Origin of the sequence: Fontisubflavum oceani (assembly GCF_030407165.1) — a bacterium.
GTDB classification, from domain to species: domain Bacteria; phylum Pseudomonadota; class Alphaproteobacteria; order Rhodobacterales; family Rhodobacteraceae; genus Rhodophyticola; species Rhodophyticola oceani.
Genome location: NZ_CP129111.1, coordinates 3067088 through 3085773 on the forward strand (window position 1 = coordinate 3067088; position 18686 = coordinate 3085773).

Annotated in this window: 21 protein-coding genes and 3 pseudogenes; 17 read left to right on the forward strand and 7 right to left on the reverse strand. The window is 57.4% G+C overall.

The window, feature by feature from the left end; translation table 11 throughout:
• Positions 1 to 147 precede the first annotated feature (147 nt).
• On the reverse strand, positions 148 to 519 hold the full coding sequence (locus QTA57_RS15615; protein WP_290152337.1) for a hypothetical protein: 372 nt from the start codon (positions 517 to 519) through the stop codon (positions 148 to 150).
• 6 nt (positions 520 to 525) lie between these two features.
• Positions 526 to 1047, reverse strand: coding sequence for a LysE family translocator (locus QTA57_RS15620; RefSeq protein WP_290152338.1), 522 nt, complete (start codon positions 1045 to 1047; stop codon positions 526 to 528).
• Between the two features lie 22 nt (positions 1048 to 1069).
• On the opposite strand from QTA57_RS15620, the pseudogene QTA57_RS15625 reads away from it, so the two are divergent.
• From QTA57_RS15625 to pseI, 16 genes and pseudogenes are all read left to right on the forward strand, one after another.
• A pseudogene (locus QTA57_RS15625) lies at positions 1070 to 1212 on the forward strand (integrase); the annotation flags it as partial.
• Between the two features lie 407 nt (positions 1213 to 1619).
• Positions 1620 to 2624 (forward strand): UDP-N-acetylglucosamine 4,6-dehydratase (inverting), encoded by a 1005-nt coding sequence (gene pseB / locus QTA57_RS15630; protein WP_290152339.1) that lies wholly within the window; start codon positions 1620 to 1622, stop codon positions 2622 to 2624.
• Positions 2625 to 2779: 155 nt separating this feature from the next.
• The gene (locus tag QTA57_RS15635; RefSeq protein ID WP_290152340.1) at positions 2780 to 3214 is read left to right on the forward strand and encodes a hypothetical protein; all 435 of its coding nucleotides are present in this window, start codon (positions 2780 to 2782) and stop codon (positions 3212 to 3214) included.
• Between the two features lie 16 nt (positions 3215 to 3230).
• Positions 3231 to 3617, forward strand: a complete 387-nt coding sequence (locus tag QTA57_RS15640; RefSeq protein WP_290152341.1) for a hypothetical protein — start codon at positions 3231 to 3233, stop codon at positions 3615 to 3617.
• A gap of 127 nt (positions 3618 to 3744) precedes the next feature.
• Positions 3745 to 4422 carry a class I SAM-dependent methyltransferase gene (locus QTA57_RS15645; protein WP_290152342.1) on the forward strand — a complete coding sequence of 226 codons (678 nt, stop codon included), beginning with the start codon at positions 3745 to 3747 and terminating at the stop codon, positions 4420 to 4422.
• Between the two features lie 82 nt (positions 4423 to 4504).
• Positions 4505 to 5722 (forward strand): UDP-4-amino-4,6-dideoxy-N-acetyl-beta-L-altrosamine transaminase, encoded by a 1218-nt coding sequence (pseC, locus tag QTA57_RS15650; RefSeq protein WP_290152343.1) that lies wholly within the window; start codon positions 4505 to 4507, stop codon positions 5720 to 5722.
• Between the two features lie 7 nt (positions 5723 to 5729).
• Positions 5730 to 6980: a hypothetical protein gene (locus tag QTA57_RS15655; protein WP_290152345.1), complete on the forward strand. Its 1251-nt coding sequence runs from the start codon at positions 5730 to 5732 to the stop codon at positions 6978 to 6980.
• A gap of 102 nt (positions 6981 to 7082) precedes the next feature.
• Entirely contained in the window at positions 7083 to 7778 is a 696-nt protein-coding gene (pseF, locus tag QTA57_RS15660; RefSeq protein WP_290152346.1) for a pseudaminic acid cytidylyltransferase, read from the forward strand.
• Positions 7775 to 8413 carry a pseudaminic acid biosynthesis-associated methylase gene (locus QTA57_RS15665; RefSeq protein WP_227287976.1) on the forward strand — a complete coding sequence of 213 codons (639 nt, stop codon included), beginning with the start codon at positions 7775 to 7777 and terminating at the stop codon, positions 8411 to 8413. The genes pseF and QTA57_RS15665 overlap by 4 nt, the downstream gene beginning before the upstream one ends.
• A gap of 31 nt (positions 8414 to 8444) precedes the next feature.
• Positions 8445 to 8903 (forward strand): adenine nucleotide alpha hydrolase family protein, encoded by a 459-nt coding sequence (locus QTA57_RS15670; protein ID WP_290152347.1) that lies wholly within the window; start codon positions 8445 to 8447, stop codon positions 8901 to 8903.
• A gap of 203 nt (positions 8904 to 9106) precedes the next feature.
• The gene (locus QTA57_RS15675) at positions 9107 to 9565 is read left to right on the forward strand and encodes an adenine nucleotide alpha hydrolase family protein (protein ID WP_290152348.1); all 459 of its coding nucleotides are present in this window, start codon (positions 9107 to 9109) and stop codon (positions 9563 to 9565) included.
• 75 nt (positions 9566 to 9640) lie between these two features.
• Positions 9641 to 10213: an imidazole glycerol phosphate synthase subunit HisH gene (gene hisH, locus QTA57_RS15680; RefSeq protein WP_290154948.1), complete on the forward strand. Its 573-nt coding sequence runs from the start codon at positions 9641 to 9643 to the stop codon at positions 10211 to 10213.
• Positions 10204 to 10989, forward strand: a complete 786-nt coding sequence (gene hisF, locus QTA57_RS15685; RefSeq protein ID WP_290152349.1) for an imidazole glycerol phosphate synthase subunit HisF — start codon at positions 10204 to 10206, stop codon at positions 10987 to 10989. The genes hisH and hisF overlap by 10 nt, the downstream gene beginning before the upstream one ends.
• On the forward strand, positions 10989 to 12005 hold the full coding sequence (gene pseG, locus QTA57_RS15690) for a UDP-2,4-diacetamido-2,4,6-trideoxy-beta-L-altropyranose hydrolase (RefSeq protein ID WP_290152350.1): 1017 nt from the start codon (positions 10989 to 10991) through the stop codon (positions 12003 to 12005). Before hisF ends, pseG begins: the two co-directional genes overlap by 1 nt.
• Before the next feature lie 13 nt (positions 12006 to 12018).
• Complete coding sequence (locus QTA57_RS15695; RefSeq protein ID WP_290152351.1) at positions 12019 to 12534, forward strand: GNAT family N-acetyltransferase; 516 nt, start codon at positions 12019 to 12021, stop codon at positions 12532 to 12534.
• Positions 12535 to 12568: 34 nt separating this feature from the next.
• The gene (gene pseI / locus QTA57_RS15700) at positions 12569 to 13567 is read left to right on the forward strand and encodes a pseudaminic acid synthase (RefSeq protein ID WP_290152353.1); all 999 of its coding nucleotides are present in this window, start codon (positions 12569 to 12571) and stop codon (positions 13565 to 13567) included.
• A 92-nt stretch (positions 13568 to 13659) separates the two neighbouring features.
• Here the strand turns inward: pseI and QTA57_RS18675 are convergent.
• Positions 13660 to 13773, reverse strand: a pseudogene (locus tag QTA57_RS18675) (IS5/IS1182 family transposase); the annotation flags it as partial.
• A 101-nt stretch (positions 13774 to 13874) separates the two neighbouring features.
• Between QTA57_RS18675 and QTA57_RS15705 the strand changes: the two are divergent.
• Positions 13875 to 14036, forward strand: a complete 162-nt coding sequence (locus tag QTA57_RS15705; protein WP_290154950.1) for a DUF6527 family protein — start codon at positions 13875 to 13877, stop codon at positions 14034 to 14036.
• A gap of 192 nt (positions 14037 to 14228) precedes the next feature.
• On the opposite strand, the pseudogene QTA57_RS15710 reads toward QTA57_RS15705, so the two are convergent.
• From QTA57_RS15710 to QTA57_RS15725, 4 genes and pseudogenes are all read right to left on the reverse strand, one after another.
• Positions 14229 to 15044 (reverse strand): annotated as a pseudogene (locus QTA57_RS15710) (transposase); the annotation flags it as partial.
• Between the two features lie 88 nt (positions 15045 to 15132).
• Complete coding sequence (locus QTA57_RS15715) at positions 15133 to 15477, reverse strand: ribbon-helix-helix protein, CopG family (RefSeq protein ID WP_290152355.1); 345 nt, start codon at positions 15475 to 15477, stop codon at positions 15133 to 15135.
• A 941-nt stretch (positions 15478 to 16418) separates the two neighbouring features.
• Positions 16419 to 16916: an SMI1/KNR4 family protein gene (locus QTA57_RS15720; RefSeq protein ID WP_290152356.1), complete on the reverse strand. Its 498-nt coding sequence runs from the start codon at positions 16914 to 16916 to the stop codon at positions 16419 to 16421.
• Positions 16913 to 18616: an HNH endonuclease gene (locus QTA57_RS15725; RefSeq protein WP_290152357.1), complete on the reverse strand. Its 1704-nt coding sequence runs from the start codon at positions 18614 to 18616 to the stop codon at positions 16913 to 16915. Before QTA57_RS15725 ends, QTA57_RS15720 begins: the two co-directional genes overlap by 4 nt.
• Positions 18617 to 18686: the final 70 nt, after the last annotated feature.

The window sequence follows — 18686 nt, forward strand, 5'->3', positions numbered from 1 at the left end:
TCGGGAAGCGCCGCGCTCATCTGGATTTGGACAAGACACGAGCGGTGCGTCAGCGTTGCTCATGCTGTGAATTTATGGGCTTGCTCGACGCGTGTAGACCGCCAGAAAAAGGTACTGATCAAGATTTGGCCTGTATTTTAGATGCTGTTATGCAGCACGTGGCGCGTTCAGTTGACGCCATCGGGCGCGGATGCGGGCAACGGCTTTATCGTGCCTCTTTCGGGCGATAGGGCTGGGATCGGGCGCGGACGGTGGGAAGTCATCGCCGTCCATCATTGCGCGGATACGACTGGCCAAAGTGTCGCCATCCCAACCGATCAGGGAACACAACGCATTGCGATTGCGCGCGAGTGATCCCGCTTGATCGGTCAGGAAGGATATGGCTTGGTCTTGTTCCGACTGGGTCGTGAAAGACAATGTGCCGTCTTCTCTGATCGCAATAAACAGGTCGCGGTAAGCCTGCATCAGTATTCCCGTGATAAGCGCAGCCTCCGGCGATTGATCGTCTTGTGCAAACATCGCGCCTTAGGCACGCAGACCGTTCACAACGGGCGTGATGTGCCGCCAAGACAGGTAGAACCGGCCTTTGTTGGTTTCGACAATGACGCCCGTGTCTGAGGGCACGACGCGGTAGTGGCGGTCGATGGCATCAGCCGTCGGATTGGCCAGGATGGATTCAAGGTCACGGGCGAGCTTAGTCGCGCCGTTGACGACAAAGACGTTGTGGATGCATCCGAGAAGAAATATCTGAAGCCCGACGTTGCCAAGTTCAACGCTGATGAACTGTGGCAAGAGCGCCAAGTAAAACACAATGACTTTCGGATTCAGAACATTTGTGATCAAACCGCGCCGGAAAACACTCCATGCAGAAATCTCTACAACAGCTTGGCTTGGATCAAGATTGTTTGAGTAATTCCACCATGATCTCAGCGCTTGCACGCCGAGATAAGCGAGGTACGCCGCACCTGCGTATTGCAGAATGTCAAAGGCTGTGGGTGAAGCAGCAACAATTGCTGAAATACCTAAAGCAGCAGCCAAAGCGTGCAAAACGGAGCCAGCTCCGATCCCAAAGGTAACGCAGATCTACAAGAAGACAGGCAACCTGCGCGCTGTTCAGCTTCTGCTCGGCCACACGAAGATGGACAGCACCTCCGGTATCTCGGTGTTGAACTAGAAGATGCGTTGGCTATCGCTGAAGCCATTGAAATTTAACGTCACCGGTCCGCCTTCACAGCGGCCCTATACTGCCTTTCAATGAGCTAGGGCATTGCAGCGAACAGCCTATTGAATCGCCTGTTCACTGCGGTCGCACCGTCTTTGACGCATCAGCAGTTGACGCTGCAGACGATCCAGTACATTACGCCGTGAACACCTCTGACAAGCCTAGATCAAAGAAATGGACGAGTTCAGCGGAGCTAGCGGTTTTGCTCGTGAACCGTGAATATCAATCCACTAGAAATCGGCCCTATTTCTAAAGGCAGTCGATCTTCAAGATGCAAGATCGCCTCGTGTGGCGGCGTCAACCGAAGCACTCTGCACACACTTGAAGAACTGGCTTGATGATGTAAGACCCTGCCATCAAAGTGTTCGATGCTAGCGTTCGAAAGGTGTCCAGGATTATGCTTCACGACAGTTCCATCCTGATCACGGGGGGGACCGGCTCGTTCGGACGCGCCTTCGTGTCTACCGTTCTGGACCGGTTTCCCACAGTCCGGCGTCTTGTGGTGCTGAGCCGGGATGAATTGAAGCAATACGAGATGGCGCAAAAATATACCGAATCCGCTTGTCCCGCCTTGCGATTTTTCCTTGGCGACGTGCGTGATCGAGATCGCCTGCGGCGTGCGCTCGAGGGTATAGACACCGTTGTCCATGCCGCTGCTTTGAAGCAGGTCCCAGCCGCGGAATACAACCCGTTCGAATGCATCAAGACCAACATTCTTGGCGCGCAGAACCTGATCGAGGCGTGTCTCGATACAGGGGTGAAGCGGGTTGTGTCATTGTCAACGGACAAGGCCGCGGCGCCCATCAACCTCTACGGTGCCACCAAGCTGTGTTCTGACAAGTTGTTCACCTCAGCCAACAATATCCGCGGGTCGCGTGACATCGTCTTTTCGGTCGTGCGGTACGGCAACGTGATGGGCAGTCGCGGCTCGGTCATGCCCTTCTTCCTCGAGCGGCGCAAAAGCGGCAGCCTACCCATCACGGACCCGGCCATGACGCGGTTCAACATCACATTGCAGCAGGGCGTGGACATGGTGATTTGGGCGCTGGAAAACTCGCGCGGCGGCGAAATATTCGTGCCAAAGATTCCAAGCTACCGGATCACCGACGTGGCAAACGCCATTGGACCGGAATGCACTCAGGACGTTGTCGGAATACGTCCTGGCGAAAAGATCCACGAAGAGATGATCACAACTTCCGACAGCGCAAACACCGTTGACTTGGGTCCGTATTTTGCGATCCTCTCGACATCCGGCGATGAGCTGGTAGAACGGTATTGTGCCGAAACCGGCGCCAGTCGGGTTTCGAACGGCTTCTCCTACAACAGCGGCGAAAACACTGACTGGCTAAGCGTTGAGCAATTGCGCGAGTTAATCGACTCCGAGGGGCTCTCCAAAGGGTAGCGACTTTTCCGGAGGTCGCGCGGGAGGGCGGCGCTTGAGACCGCGAAAACCAAAGGTCCGGTTCCCATAAAGGTCCAGCAGCAGGTGCCTCGGAGGCACGATGATGCGCGGAGTCCAGCTTTGCGCGCTGGCCCGTGATCGCCTCGGTGATCGCTATGACTTCGGCTCGTGCCAGTCCCCAATCTCCGCAAGCTGAGGATCGAAGCGCTCTGGATTGCCCCCTACAACCCCGCGATGCCATCTTCATTCTCGTCAAGGACGCGGTCGATCGGTTCTCACCAGATGGGCTTTCGCGCTTGCAAGCGAAATCGGCCGGCGTTGCGCTCGACTATATCGACCGGCATCTGCATATCATGCCGCAGCGCTGCATCGACATGCATATCGCCGCCTCCGCCTCGGGCGTTCTTGCCATGGAGGCGCGGATCGCAGAGACCGCAGGCACCCAAGATGCCATTGAGGGCTGTGTTGGACGGCTTCTGCATGGCGTCGACCACCGGCTTCACAGCCTACCGAAAGCTACCATGGAGCAATTCCGACCGGTTTATTTTGGCTCCCCCAATGTCACCACCATCCCCCTAGCTTGCAGATGATATCAATGTGCTGGATGTGACCACCAGCACGAAATTCGCCTCAGGTTTCAATGCGGTGGCCGGGTACAACTTCCATTATGGCATTCGGCGTATTGTCGAATACCCGCACATTCGTGGTCGTAAGCCCTTCACCAAAGCCTTCACCGCAGCGGTTCTGGGCGCCAATGTCCTGACCCATTCGGATGAGGATGATGCGCTACCGCTGCTTGGCCCTGACTATCCCTACATGGCCCGGTCAACCGATCACGACGAGATCATTGCAACGATGAAAAAGGCACGTGCCACTTTCGGAGGACCCATTTGGCAGAAAGCTATACAAGACATGCAACGTCTTGCGGAGATGGTCTCATTTGACGCCCAGGCTGCGGAACTGGACCGGATCTTGCGGTATTTGCTGTCTTGACGGTCGGCCTAAGCGGCGGCAGCGCAACCTGCAAAAAAGATGTGCAAAAAATCAATGCAGCGGCTGCACTGGCCACACAGGCCAACCAGCGCTATAGGAATCGACAAAGGAACATGCGAGAGGCACCATGGCCGCTTTATTGACCCGATTGAAGACGCGGCGGGAACGTAAGCGCCGGCGGACGCAGCTTGAGCCGGGTTTCCGGCGCATGACCGGCCGCCATTATCACGACGTGCTGATCGAGATTGAGCGGAGGGTTGAGCCTCAATGGTATGTCGAAATCGGCTCCCGCTCTGACACCTCGATTGCGCATAGGAAGTGCAATTTCGTCGCCATTGACCCGGTTCTTCGTATAGAAGCCGATGTTTTCAACGACGCCCGAGAATTGCATTTCATGCAGCAGACCAGCGACGATTTCTTCGCCAGCGGATTTCTCGGCAAGCTCGGCATCGTGCCCGATTTCGCCTTCATCGATGGCATGCACAAGTTCGAATTCGCACTGCGTGACTTCATGAACCTCGAAGCGGTGATGGAGCCGGGCGGATTGATCGCAATGCATGATGTCTGTCCCTACGACTATGCAATGGCAGAACGGGATCCGGCGCCTGGCACGACGCCATTCGCCTGGACCGGCGACGTTTGGAAGACGGTTCTGGTCTTGAAGGAATTGCGGCCCGATCTCCGCATCGACGTTCTGAATGCGGCAAGCACCGGGCTTGCGTGCATTCGAAACCTCGACCCAGCAAATCGCGGCCTATTGGAACGCTACGACGAGGTCGTACCAGGTATCTCAACATTTCTATGAACGACGTCGGTGCCGAAGCATATCTGGACAGGATCGCGCCGCGTGATACAGACGAATTTCTTGCGGAACTCGGGTCCAGACCGTGATCCCGTATGGCCGGCAAGACATACGCCCGGAGGACATAGAGGCTGTCGTCGAAGTCCTCAAATCGGATTTTCTTACCCAAGGCCCTGTTGTTCCTGCTTTTGAAGCCGCGGTTGCTACAACTGTCGGCGCGGGCTTTGGCGTTGCGGTCACCAATGCCACGGCTGCCCTTCACATTGCCTGCATGGCGCTCGAGCTCGGCCCCAATGATCTTCTTTGGACCTCTCCGATCACCTTTGTAGCCTCGGCCAATGCAGCCCGTTATTGCGGGGCGGAGGTCGATTTTGTAGATATCGACCCCGACACCTTCAACATGTGCCCAGACGCGCTTGAGGCAAAGCTGGTCGCCGCCAAAGCCGCAGGTCGCCTGCCCAAGATCATCATGCCCGTTCACATGGCCGGCCAGTCTTGCGACATGGCCCGGATCGGCGGCCTTGCGCGCCGTCATGGTATCAAGGTCATCGAAGATGCATCCCACGCCATCGGCGGAAGCCACCGCGCGAAACCTGTCGGCGCTTGCGCCTTTAGTGACATCGCAGTGTTCAGTTTCCACCCGGTCAAAATCGTGACGACCGGCGAGGGCGGAATGGCGATGACGAACGACGCCGGCCTTGCCGAAAGGATGCAAAGGCTGCGGTCGCATGGAATAACCCGTGACCCTGCACTGATGACGCAGAAGCCCGACGGAGGATGGTACTACCAGCTTCTCGAACTCGGCTTCAATTACCGCATGACGGACATTCAGGCTGCGCTCGGTCTCAGCCAAGTCTCAAGACTGAACGATTATGTCAATCGGCGGAACGAGATCGCGGATTATTATGACAGTGCTCTGCAATCCTTACCGCTGCATTTGCCTGGTCGTGTGATCGAAACCCGTTCGGCATTTCATCTCTACGTAGTCCGGCTTCGAAACCCGGCGCGCAGAAATGCAGTCTTCGATGCCCTGCGCGAGGTGGGCATCGGCGTGAACTTGCATTACATACCCGTCCATCTGCAGCCTTATTACCGAGCATTGGGTTTCGGCCCGGGCGCATTCCCGTCAGCAGAAGCCTACTACCAGGCCGCAATCAGCATCCCGATGTTTCCAAAGCTGTCGCGGTCGGACCAGAGCATGGTAGTCGACGCACTCAGGGGGTTTGCGATTGACTCGCCGACCTGGGCTGGCCAAATGGACATGAAGAAAAGGACAATTCCGCGTTGCCTAAACAAGCTTTGAGCGTGTGATGGATTTTCGGGGCGTTCACGACTTGGACGAAAGATTTTCCCGGCAATGGAGCCCGTTCCTGGATGGGTTTCCATTTGCGGCGATGGCACTCGAGGCAGAGCTGCGGAACATTTCAGCGGGAGACATTGAAGTCGCATTGCGTAACGTCAGCCGCCTGACGCGGCACTACCCAGTGGTCGATTGGGCACTCACAGCTGTATTCTTGACCACAAGTCGCGTGGAGCGACCTCAACTTTATGTCAACCTACCCGGCTTCCACGATGTGGCACGAAGTCTGAAAGAATCTCTATCCGACAACCCCGGATTGGCTTGCTTCTCGGATCGGCGCATTGCGCGGTTTCGGGCAAACCAAGTCCTTCACAAACTGTGTACCGCAGGGCAGGCTTACCCAAAGGTGATGCGCCAGATTGCTGCAGTAGGCGCAGCGAAAGCAGTGACGGATCGCGATCTTATGGCGCAGCTCGATCAGTCGTTTTCACGAAACTATGATCGGTTGAAGCAGTTCATCATCAGCCAAAACATCCGTGCCTTCGTCGCCGCTGGCGACATGAAGCCTCACGAACGGTTGATCTGTCATGCCGCGCAGGAACTTGGGCGTCCTTACCTCGTGTTGGCACATGGCTACGTGTCAGACCCTGGTTTGGTGAGCGTCGCCCCGATACGTGCAGACGCCCTTGTGCTCTGGACCGAGCAGCAGCGGAGCCTGATCGCTGATGTGTTGCCGGAGCGCATCGAGGATCTCATGTCTTTTGGTTTCCCGGCGCGGGTAAAGGTGCCAGTCCGACAACCGGGTGACCGGGTGGTTTTCGCTTGGGAGCCGCTTGGCCGGATGGGAAAGCGCGACACACACGCGAAATGTCTGGCCGCGCTGTCTGGTATATGCCGAGCCGCCAGGCTCGAGCCGGTGTTCCGACCGCACCCGAAGGACCGCCATGACGCCGAAATCATCGCTGATATCGAAGCAACGGGATTTTCTCTTGACCACATGGAACTGCAAGAGAGTCTTGCAACGGCGCGCTGTGTCGTCAGTTCGAATTCTACGGTGTTGACTGAGGCTGCTGCGGCTGGCGTGCCGGCCTATCAAGTCGAGGAGCTCGCAGAGTTCAGATTCGAAGGTTCACAATTAATATCTGCAACTGAGTTCCGTCCTGGCGACGCCCCAGTGTCCCTGGCGGCCGATCAGTTCCTGCCGTTCGACGCAGAAGCTTTCGCAGTTGAGATCCGCCGTCGAACCGGATTGGACGATTAGGCTGCGTCGTCTCCTTGCCTGCTACAACTGACCGGATTGATAGAAAGCGGAAAACTTGAAGATGACCCCCCAAGCAATTTCACGATACCCAAATAAACCGTGATGAATTCTGTTGCGGTGATACCCGCCCGTGGCGGCAGCGTGCGCATCCGGCGTAAGAATGTGAAGATGTTCTGCGGGCGCCCGATGATTGCGTGGTCGATCGCCGCCTGCCGTACAGCCGGCTGTTTCGACAGGATCGTCGTTTCCACTGACGACACAGAGATCGCCGATGTCGCGACGTCCGAAGGCGCCGAAGTCCCTTTTCGCCGGCCCGACGAATTGGCTGACGACTTCGCGACTACCCTCGATGTCATGGCGCATGCTGCTGAAGCTCTCGAGTTGCATGACAAGGCCATTGTCGCCTGCGTTTATGCAACCGCGCCGTTCCTGACAGGTGCCACGGTGGCAACCGCCGTTTCCGCGCTGGGGTCGCATGACTACGTTCTCGGAATCTGCGACTATCCCTATCCAATCCAACGTTCGCTCATCCAAGCGAAGGACGGAACCGTGCGCATGGAGCAACCCGAACATCTCCTGACCAGGTCCCAGGACCTACCGGCGCGGTATCATGACATCGGCCAGTTCTACATTGCCAGGTCAGCGACTTGGATCGCTCAGCAGCCGATTTTTGGGCCAACCAGCCTTGGCCTGTGGGTTCCGAGATCCCGCGTGTGCGATATCGACACACCCGAGGACTGGAAAGAAGCCGAGCAATTGTTTAAGGCCATCTCTAGCACCGAACGAGGCGGGACATGAAGTTCAAAACCGAGCAAGAATCATTCTGGGCTGGCGAATTCGGCACCGACTATATTGATCGGAATATTGGCGAAGCGCTGCTTGCGGCAAACCTGAATTTCTTTACTAGAGCGTTGGTAAGAGCAGGTCGCGTCGAGAGCGTGATCGAGTTCGGTGCTAATGTCGGAATGAACCTTCGGGCGCTGAAGCTGCTTTATCCGAACGCCCACCAGGCCGCGATCGAAATCAATGCCGATGCCGCACGGAGATTATCCGAAGCGCTACCGGATTGCACCGTAACAGTTGGATCGATCCTGGGTAGTACTGATCTCGGCAGCCATGACCTTGCGCTTATCAAAGGTGTGCTGATCCACATCAATCCTGATGCATTGCCCGAAGTCTATGATGCCCTTGCCGCCGCAGGCAGTCGACACGTAATGATTGCCGAATACTACAATCCGACCCCCGTCTCGATTCCCTATCGCGGCCACAAAGACCGGCTTTTTAAGCGCGATTTTGCCGGCGAGTTTCTACATCGCCACCCCAATTTCGAACTGATCGACTACGGATTTTCCTATCACCGCGACCCCGCATTTCCTCAGGATGACATCACATGGTTCCTGCTCGGTCGGCACGGCGCTGATAAGGAAGCGTGAGATTATGCTGGTTTACTGCTGTCGCTGTGTGATGCCACACACCAAGCCCGACTTGCATCTTGACGAAGAGGGAATTTGCAACGCCTGCCGTTCCTACGAGAAGCGGGCGGCTGTCGATTGGGTCCAGCGCGGGAAAGAGCTTGAAAGGATCCTGGAACGCTACCGCCATCCGAATGGCGAGAACTGGGACTGCATAGTGCCGGTGTCGGGCGGCAAAGACAGCACCTACCAGGTTGTTCGGATGTTGCAGATGGGCCTCAACCCGCTATGCGTGACATCGACTACCTGCGATCTGTCCGCGATTGGCCGGCAGAACATAGAAAACATTAAGCGGCTCGGCGTAGATTATGTAGAGATGTCACCAAATCCGCGCGTTCGTGCAAAACTCAATCGTATTGGTCTCACTGAGGTAGGTGACATTTCCTGGCCGGAACATGTTGGCATCTTCACCATCCCCGTCCGCGCCGCAGTGCAGTTCAACGTACGCTAATCGTCTGGGGCGAAAACAGCCAGAATGAGTATGGCGGCCCTGCAGCGGCTTCGGAAAACAATGCACTCAACCGACGTTGGCTGGAAGAATTCGGCGGATTACTGGGGCTTCGCGTTTCAGATCTGCCGGGGCAAGAGGGGATAACAACGCGAGACCTAATCAACTACACCTACCCGAGTGACGAAGAACTCGCGCGCGTCGGGGTGACGGGCCTATTCCTTGGCCACTATATACCCTGGGACGGACTGTCGAACGCGCTGATTGCGACGTCCAACGGCTTCACCTCTTTCAGTTGCGCCGTCGAAGGCTCGTTGGTGAATTACGAGAATCTAGACAATCATCAAACCGGAATCCACGACTATTTCAAATTCCTGAAATTCGGATTCGGGCGCGCGACGGACCTGGCCTGCCTGCACATCCGGCGGGGCCGCCTGACACGACAGGATGGGTTGGATGCGGTGCGACGGCTCGACGGCCAATTCCCATGGACCTACCTGGGCAAACCGTTGGCTGAAATTCTTGCCCGGCTTGAACTTTCGGTCGATGAGTTCATTTCCATCTGTGACAGCTTCACGAATCGGCGCATCTTCGAGCGCAATGCGGATGGGTGTTTGTTGAAGGATGCGCACGGCAATCTCACCAAAATCAACTACGACAACTAGGTAGGTCGTATGCGCATTGGCATCGTCGACTATGGTATCGGGAATCTCGGCTCGCTGCGGCGAGCCCTTACTCTGATGCGGTTTGATGCGCAGTTCGTGACAGAACCCGCAGCGCTGGACAGCGTTGATCGGATCATCCTTCCAGGTGTCGGAAATTTTGCGGATTGTGCGGCCCGCCTGCGTCTTGCCGGATGGGATGAAGGACTGCGGCAAGCAGTGTCGGAAAACGGCAAACCGCTGCTTGGCATATGTGTTGGCATGCAGCTACTTGCCAGCCACAGCACTGAAGGCAATGATGCGGACCGGTCCCCGCACGGCCTTGGGTTCATACCCGGCCATGTGCGCCATCTGCGCCAGGAGGGCAGCGCAGAGCGCGCGCCCCACGTCGGATGGAACAGCGTGGAGCCAAGCCCCAGCGCAGGCGCGATTTTTGCGGGTATTCCCGAAGGAACCGATTTCTATTTCGTGCATTCCTATGTATTCCGACCGGACGACGCGACCCATGTCGTGGCCCAAACACGGTATGGCGCTCCGTTGCCTGTGGCAGTTCGGCGCGGTCGTGTCTTCGGCACACAATTTCACCCGGAAAAAAGCAGTCGGGCTGGGATGCGGCTACTGCGTAATTTCGCGGAAACGCCATGGGATTGAAGGTGCGTGTCATTCCTACCCTGCTCTGGAAAGGTATGGGTCTCGTCAAAGGGGCAAGTTTTGACAGCTGGCGGCGCGTCGGTCCGGTGCTGCCCGCGATCAAGGTCTACAACCGGCGCGAGGTAGACGAACTGATCCTTGTCGATATCGAGGCGCATGCTGGGAATGACGATCCCGACTACCGGGAACTCGATGCGCTTGGGGCCGACTGTTTCGTGCCGCTGACCTTCGGCGGCGGCATCACGCGTATCGGCCAGGTCGAACAGCTCTTGCGATCCGGTGCCGACAAGGTTTCGGTCAATACCGCCGCCTATTCGGAGCCATCGCTCATCGGGTCCATCGCTGCCCGTTTCGGGACGCAATGTGTGGTGGCGAGCATCGATGCCCGCGGATCCGCCGAGACTGGATGGGAATGCTTCAGCCATGCCGGAGGGGAACCGACCGGCCGCAGTCCTGCCCTTTGGGCGCGTGAGCTCGTGGACCGCGGGGCGGGAGAAATCCTAATCACCTCGATCGATCGTGACGGCACCATGCAGGGCTACGACCTTGCCTTGGTGGAAACGATTGTGTCGGCGGTTGATGTGCCCGTCATCGCGTCGGGCGGGGCGGGAAGCTACGATCACATGGTCGCCGCAGTCGCTGACGCCGGGGCATCAGCCGTTGCTGCAGCGAGTATTTTTCACTTCACCGAGATGACACCCGCAGGAGCAAAGCAAGCCTTCGAGGCGGCGGGGCTGCCGGTCCGGCAATCCTATCTCGAAGATGGCGCAGACTGATGCGGCTCGTATTCCGCGCGGATGCTGGCATCGCCATCGGATCGGGTCATGTCATGCGGTGTCTGACACTCGCACATGCGTTCCGGGACATGGGAACCGAGATCGCATTCGTCTGCTCAGATGGGCCGGGTTCGATGATCGACCATCTGCGCGAGGACAATATCCCGGTCAGTGCATTGTCTGCGAACCGACCCGAGGCCATTGACGCATTGGGACCAGCGGATGTCTTGGTTGTCGACCATTACGGCCTTGATGCCCGGTGGGAGACCTCGGCCCGCGACGCAACCGGAGCGCAGGTGGTGGTGATCGACGACCTGGCAGACAGGGCCCATGCCTGCGATGTCCTGATTGATCACAATATGGGCAGAGCACCCTCGGACTACAATGGGCTTGTCCCGCCCGCAGCAACCGTGTTGACCGGACCGAAGTTCGCAATGCTGCGTCCCGAATTCGCCACCTCCCGCCCAAACGCTATGAAGAACCGCGTCGGCCGCATCCCGCGCCAGCTCCTGATCGCTTTTGGCGGAACCGATCCCGACAACTGGACCGGGCGCTGTCTTGAGTCGCTGGCATCCTTGCCGGCAGCTGGCAGCCTCGATGTGCGGGTCGTTATGGGTCCGTCTGCGCCGCATCTTGGCGCTGTCCGCCGGATTGCCGACACCGCAGGCGGTCAGGTAACCGTTGTATCCGATGTCCGCAACATGGCAGTCGAGATCGCCAGCGCGGACATCGCCATCGGGGCCGCCGGTATCTCGGCGCTGGAACGCTCTGTGCTCGGTCTTCCCACACTTCTGGCCGTAACCGCGCCGAACCAAGCGCCGGGGTCCCGGGCCCTTGTAGCGGCCGGAGCAGCGCTTTGCATCGATCCGGACGATCTTCTCGACAGTATCTCCCGCGGCTTGGAACATATGCGCGCCGCAGACACACTCGCCGCCATGCAAAGTGCTGCTGCAGGAGTGACCGATGGTCTCGGTACGTCGCGCATCGCAGAAAAGATCCTTGCACATGGCCGGTGATTGCCTAAGGGCTATGGCGGAGCGCGACCTCGACCTTGTGCGGGAGTGGCGCAACCATGACACGGTGCGGCTCGCCAGTTTTTCCACCGCGCTGATCGACCGCGACGAGCACCTTTCCTGGTTCCATCGCGTGCAGCAGGACCAAGGACATGAGGTCTGCATCGCCGAAGCGCCCGATGGGCAGCCATTCGGCGTCGTGCAGTTTCGGGGCGCTCTGGCCGATGGACTCGCGCTGTGGGGGTTTTATGTCGCGCCCGGGTCTCGGCCTGGCCTGGGGCGCAGGCTCGGGGCGCTGGCGCTCGGGCATGCGTTCGATCATCGAGGTTGGCATCGGTTAGAAGGGCGGGTGCGGGCCGGAAATGACGCTTCGCGCAGGTTTCATTCGACGCTCGGGTTCCGCCAAGAAGGTCGGCTTCGGGATGCCCACAGGACTGATATGGGCTACGAGGACGTGATGGTATTCGGCCTACTTGCAACGGAATGGCGCGCGAGAGAGAGGAAAGACCGTGACGATGAGAATAACGATTGACGGATGCGCGATCGGGCAGGATGCGCCACCATACGTGATCGCGGAAGTCTCAGCTAATCACAACGGCAGCCTCGAGGCCGCGCTGCGACTTATTACCGAGGCTCGACGTGCGGGTGCAGACGCCGTGAAGATTCAGACCTATCGGCCCGACACGATCACGCTTGACCGCTCGACTCCGGATTTCGTAATTCAGGGCGGGCTTTGGGATGGGCACCGTCTATTCGACCTCTATGAACAGGCACAAACGCCTTGGGATTGGCATCCGCACCTTTTCGAGCACGCTCGGTCCGAAGGAATAACGCTATTTTCCTCGCCTTTCGACACAACCGCCATCGATTTCCTGGACGAGCTTGGCACGCCCGCCTTCAAGATCGCATCGTTCGAGGCGGTCGACCTGCCGTTGATCCGCTACGCAGCGTCGAAGGGAAAGCCGCTGATAATCTCGACCGGCATGGCCGATGCCGAAGAAATCGGTGAGGCTGTCACGGCTGCTCGTGAAGCCGGTTGTCTCGAACTTGCGCTACTGCATTGTGTCAGTGGGTATCCAGCGCCAGCGACGGACTTTAATCTGGCGACGATACCGGACATGCGCGAGCGTTTCGGAACAGTCGTTGGCCTATCCGACCACAGCCTCGAAAACACAACTGCCATTTCGGCCGTTTCGCTCGGGGCGGCGTTGATTGAAAAACATGTAACCCTCGACCGTGCGGGTGGCGGCCCTGACGACAGCTTTTCGCTAGAACCGACGGAGCTCGCCTCTCTCACCGCCGCTGCGCGCATTGCATGGTCGTCACTTGGCCATATCGATTATGGCCGGAAGTCCAGCGAACAGGGGAATGTTCAATTCCGCCGTTCGTTGTATTTTGTCACCGATCTGCCGGAAGGTTCCGAGATCACCGCCGAGGCCCTACGCAGTGTGCGGCCCGGACACGGTCTACCACCGAAGTTTTTCGATGCAATTGTCGGCCGTCGCCTCATCCGCCCGGCCAAGGACGGCACGCCGGTCACTTGGGATCATGTTGGGGGACCATAACGAAAGTTACTGTCTCAAAAGGAAGAACTATGTGTCGCGGCTTTGTTGCACAAATCGGGTGATGGTCGGGCCTCCTCTTTCGCCGGACGGACTTAACCGACGACTTCAGTAACAGTTATGCTAAGAGCAGTGTACCGGTTGAGAACGGCTACACGGATTTGGATTTCCGCGGCCTGCCGGTCGAAGTCCCGTGCCATGAGGCTTTCTCATCATCAAACCTCCAACGCTTCTTTGTAGGTCTGTCTGCGTCAGTTTCAGATGATCCAGTTGCTTCCACTGCCCGGGCGGGTGTGACGAGATCATCAAGCTGTCCCTCAGCAAGAACCGGAGGCCCAGATGGACGGCCATGTCAGACTGGTTGAGGCGCCCGACCATCTCGCCCTCGGTCCGCCAGACGAACGAGTGCCGGTGTCACTTCTGGATCCATCAAGGGCGGATCGACTGGTGCAATGACAGTCCTCGCCATTAGCTTAACGGCACCGACAATGAGAAATTGGATGTCAGAAAGAAGCGATGATGGCTCTGAATGGCCGCTTTGCTGAATAGCCAGAGTTTGTCGCGCGCTTGCAGCGAACGGCAGCTTTCCGCTGATTCTGTTGAAAAGCAATGTGTTGCTGATGCAGAAAGTGGTGCACTGAACGGAGCGCGAGCGCCTTTCTGATCAGGCTTTTCGCATTTGCTGCGGTGCAGGAAAGATCTTGGCCAGTTTGCGGAGGTTCTGGGCGGTGGCGGCGAGGAGGAATTCGTCGTTTGCACCGCATGGGCCGCGCAATCGCAGCCGCCCCAACCCGAGGATGCGTTTGAGATGGGCAAACAGCATCTCGACCTTCTTCCGGAGCTTCATCGAGATGTCGTACTGGCGGGTCTTGGCGATGTCGCGTGCGACCTGGCGGGCGTCTTCGGTTTCTTCACGGGTGATCTTACGCGCATCAGCGTTCGGGCAGCATTTGGCTTTTGACGAACAGGCCTGACATATCTCCTTCAAGGCCCGATAACGGGCCGTGCCCTTGCCAGTCGGACCTCGGGTCGGGTCGGAATAATTCCGGCGGAACTGCTTCAGAGCGTGGCCTTCGGGACAGATGTACTGGTCGTTCTCTGAATCCCACTCGAAGTCAGCGCGGGTCCAGGTTCCGTCGTTGCGCCCAGACTTGTCGAACACTGGGATATGCGGCGCGATCTTGCGGTCCACTAACCAGCCAAGCAAAGGCCCGGTGCCGTAGGCGGTGTCTGCTATCAGCCGCTCTGGATGCAGATCAAACTTGGCCTTCACCCGGTTGAGCATGGTCTTGGTCGATCCAACCTCGGCCTGACGGATTGAGCGGGTGGCTTCCACGTCGACAATGACGCCGTGGTCTGTGTCGATCAGATAGTTGTCCGAATAACTAAAGAACGCAGGGCCTTTGCGTGCTGCTGTTCATTGGCTAGCTGGATCGGAATGCGAGGTGAACTTGGGCTGTACCTCGCTGGCGGCACCAAATCTTCCCTACAGAAGGAATTGAATCAGCGACCTACCATTCGATCAAGAAAGAGTTTTTCAACGAAATAAGCCCTGATTTGCAACGTTATCAACGCTTGTCGCGCTGCTGGCTCAACCATTCTTCGACGATCCGCCTTATGAGTTCCGGTCGGCTCGGCAGATCTTCTGTATCACGCCGCACCTCGTCCAGCCGCTCAATGAGCTCTGTCGGCATACGTACCATCACCGGTGCAGTATCAACTTTCGGTCGCCCGCGAGATTTCATGATATCATCTATTGGCTGCAGATTTCTTGATATCATATAAAGCACGTGAGCGATGGAGCTGCAACTCCTTCGCCCACGCTGACCAATCAAATCTACAGGAGAGATCATCAGGGCTGATACGCCGAATACCACGCCTGTAGCGGGGCTTGAACCGCTGGAATCCATCATCTGCGACGACCGCCTTGCATTCCGGAATGCGCTTGACCTGATGTTTGAGGCTTTGCGCGCAGATTGGGAAGTTCATACTGCTCGCGCGAATTTCGACACTTCCGAAGGTCGGGAGCTGGGGCACGCGGCGGCGTCAGCCTGGTCGTCCTGCATCGCGGCACTTCATGGACTGATCGGAATGACCGATGCGTATCCTGACCTGAAACAAGCGTCCTCTGCCTTGTTGAGCACAGCTCCAGGCAACTTTCCCGATGAGTTCGACCTACTGCAATCCGGATCCGATATCCTGAAGCTGCACAAGGCGAACGGTCGGGGTAACCCAGGGTTTTCCGCGCTCCTTTTGAGGCCTACGCACTGTTGGAAGCTTACCGGGGCAATCTCGCCCTGATGTCAGTTCAGCGCACCGCCTGAATTCTTCCCCAACCCGTTTCTCATGCCTGTCCGGTCTTCCGAACAGGCATGAGAAGTCTGCCCCCACATCGAGCATGCCGATGCGTTTCGAGCACCTGTATGTTCCCTTTTGGAGTCCACTCATGCCTGTTTCAAAGGTCCAGTTCCCGTTTCCGATTGATGGTCGTCCCGTTCCGATCTTTCCTAAGCCTATTCCGCCTCGATGGCGCGACGCAGCAGAAAAGAAGGGGTTTCATCTGATTGCACGCGCCAAGGATCGTCTGCATGTTGTTCTTGCATGCAAGAGTTGTGGCAAGCGACGCTGAAGCGGATCAGCGTCGTGCCTGGGCACAATCCGGAATGCCCTCATTGCATCATGGCACGGCGGGAGGCAGCTGCGGCAAAAGTCGGCGCGGAGCTAGTCGCCACTGATCCCAAAGGATATCCGTCGGGGTATTCCACTGAGACCCGCTGGCGTTGACCCGGCACATCAATCTCCGCAGTGTGGCGGCAATGCCCTCCAACATTAGGTCCGACCGGATGTGTTGCGTTCAGTCGTCGAAGGGTGGTTCCGGGCCAAGCATGTCGACAAACTCGGTCCAGCTGTTTGCGATGGGATGAAGAAACCTGGCTTCGTCATAGTCGCCGTCGTCCTCAAAACCCGTGTCGTCGACAAGAACTGTTTCATTTGCGGGACGGGCCAAAATGTAAATTTTGCCGTGCATAGGCCCTTCTCGCAGGTCCATATATATGCCTTGCGAACCCGTATTGGCGACTTGAAGCAAGCGCGCATGGATGTGGTCTGAGAAGTCATTGTAGCGAAAACTTGCGATATCATTTAGCGAATCTTCTGTAAATCCATAAAACTCTTCTACGCTTAACCAAATAAGCCTCTCTGGCTGAAATGACGAATTTGCGTCTGCGGGTCGACCTCCATTGTAATTCAGAAGGAACACCCGGTAATCTTTAGGAAGCGTGACACCTCTGCTCACCTCAAAATCTTTGATGTGGGCTTCATCGGTTGGTTTGTTTTGCCTGTCAAAAATCATTGGTTCCTCGCAATAGACGCACCGCCACTATGGGTGAAACGACTGTTTATCACAGTTGGGATCAGTTGCATGGTACGCGCATCCTCGACATGGTGCCAAAGCCATCCTGCAGGCGGACTGCTTCCCCATTCCGGGTGACCGGCTTCCGTGTTGGCGCGCCGATTGTCTGTTCGTGAATGCCCCGTTACCTCAATCTCAACCGATCTTACCCCGCTTGGATGGGTCATGAAGGGCGTGAAATCCGGGTATCCGTCGGGATATTCCACCGAGACACGCTGGCGCTGACCCAGCACCTCAATCTCGGCAGAGTAACGGAAATGCCCTTCTGGCATAAGCTCCACGCTTCCCCCACGATTGATCCAGCGCTCGAAACGCGGCGCATTCGGCCCCGCATTGAGAATGCCCTCGAAGTCGGGGTCGGCTTGAAGCCGCTCAAGCGTGAGGTCTTCGGACGCGGATAGCCCCTCGGCACGATTGCGCACTCGGCTCAGTGCGGCCACGCCCGCGATGACTTCTGGAAGGGCGTAGCCCAATGCGCCCGCGTAGTCGCCAACGGCAATGCGTTCCCTGAATGGTTCGATCATCGCCTCAGACAGCAACGATGGATCGGCATAAAGCGCCTGAGCAACGCGGCGAATATCTGACCATCGGATGTTCGGGATGTTTCGGATGGCTTCGGCAATATCCACCAGGGATGTTGCGGTTCCGCCCACAAACCGATCGACGGCGCTTCGCGATTGGGTCAAGGCCTCATCGACCAGTGCTTCTGGGGCACCCGAGGCAGCCAAGGCCGCCGCCGTCATCAGGGCTTCGGCATTGGTGATACCAAACACCGATGCTAGCCGATCAAAGCCCTCGCCATAGCGACCGATCAAGTCCAAGAACGCACCCGGGTCATCCTTGATCGCATCGCCAAGCTGCTGGAAGGCAACGGCGAGATCACCCTGCGTTTGGATATCGAGCATTTCGCCGTCGATCGTCACGCCGGGTTCAGGCTGGAACAAGTCGCGCAGCCGTTCCGCAAAGGATTGTGGCCGGACGCCGAGACCAGCCGAGAAATCTTCGTCAAGGGTTCCGAGGAAGCGGTCCAGCAAACTAATTGACCCCAAGACGCCGATACCTGCATCAGGCGGCACTGGGCGGGCGGAACAGCGGCAATTTGGGGCCTCTCCGGGATGCTCATCGTCAGAATCCCAGCGAAATACGCGACCATCGCGGGCTGCATGGCCCGCACGGACCCTCTCATCCCCAACCGTTTCCCAAGTGTATTGCTCTATGCTTAGGTCACGCTGTCTGATTTCATTGATCAAACCCGCATAGCTGCGCAATAGCCTTTCCTCCATTGCCTGCCGAAGAGGCCGCAATCGTTGAGGATGAGACTGCCATTCGGCCCAGATTCTTGCCAGCCGCTGATCCCAGACGGCCAGCGTTTCGCTTGTCGCCGTGTCGATGTTGGGCAGGTCTTGCTCTTCAAGTGGTGGATCGTAGGAATCTGCCAATACGGCCAGAAGCATGTTGGCGTTTTCAACGGCTGCCTCGCCAAGCTGATCCTCGAAGGCTGCTCGTGCGGAACTGTAGTTGGGGAATGCGTTTTTGACGGACCAACCAACCCGACGACCGACCATGCCGGTGGTCGATTTGTGCAAAAGGAACTCTCCTTCGCCGCCGGAGCGGAGAAACTCTGAAAATGACTGATTCATGGATTTTTCCGCGATTGACGAACCAAGAGCATGTCAAATTGATCTTAAAATTCTGATAACGCTTCGAACG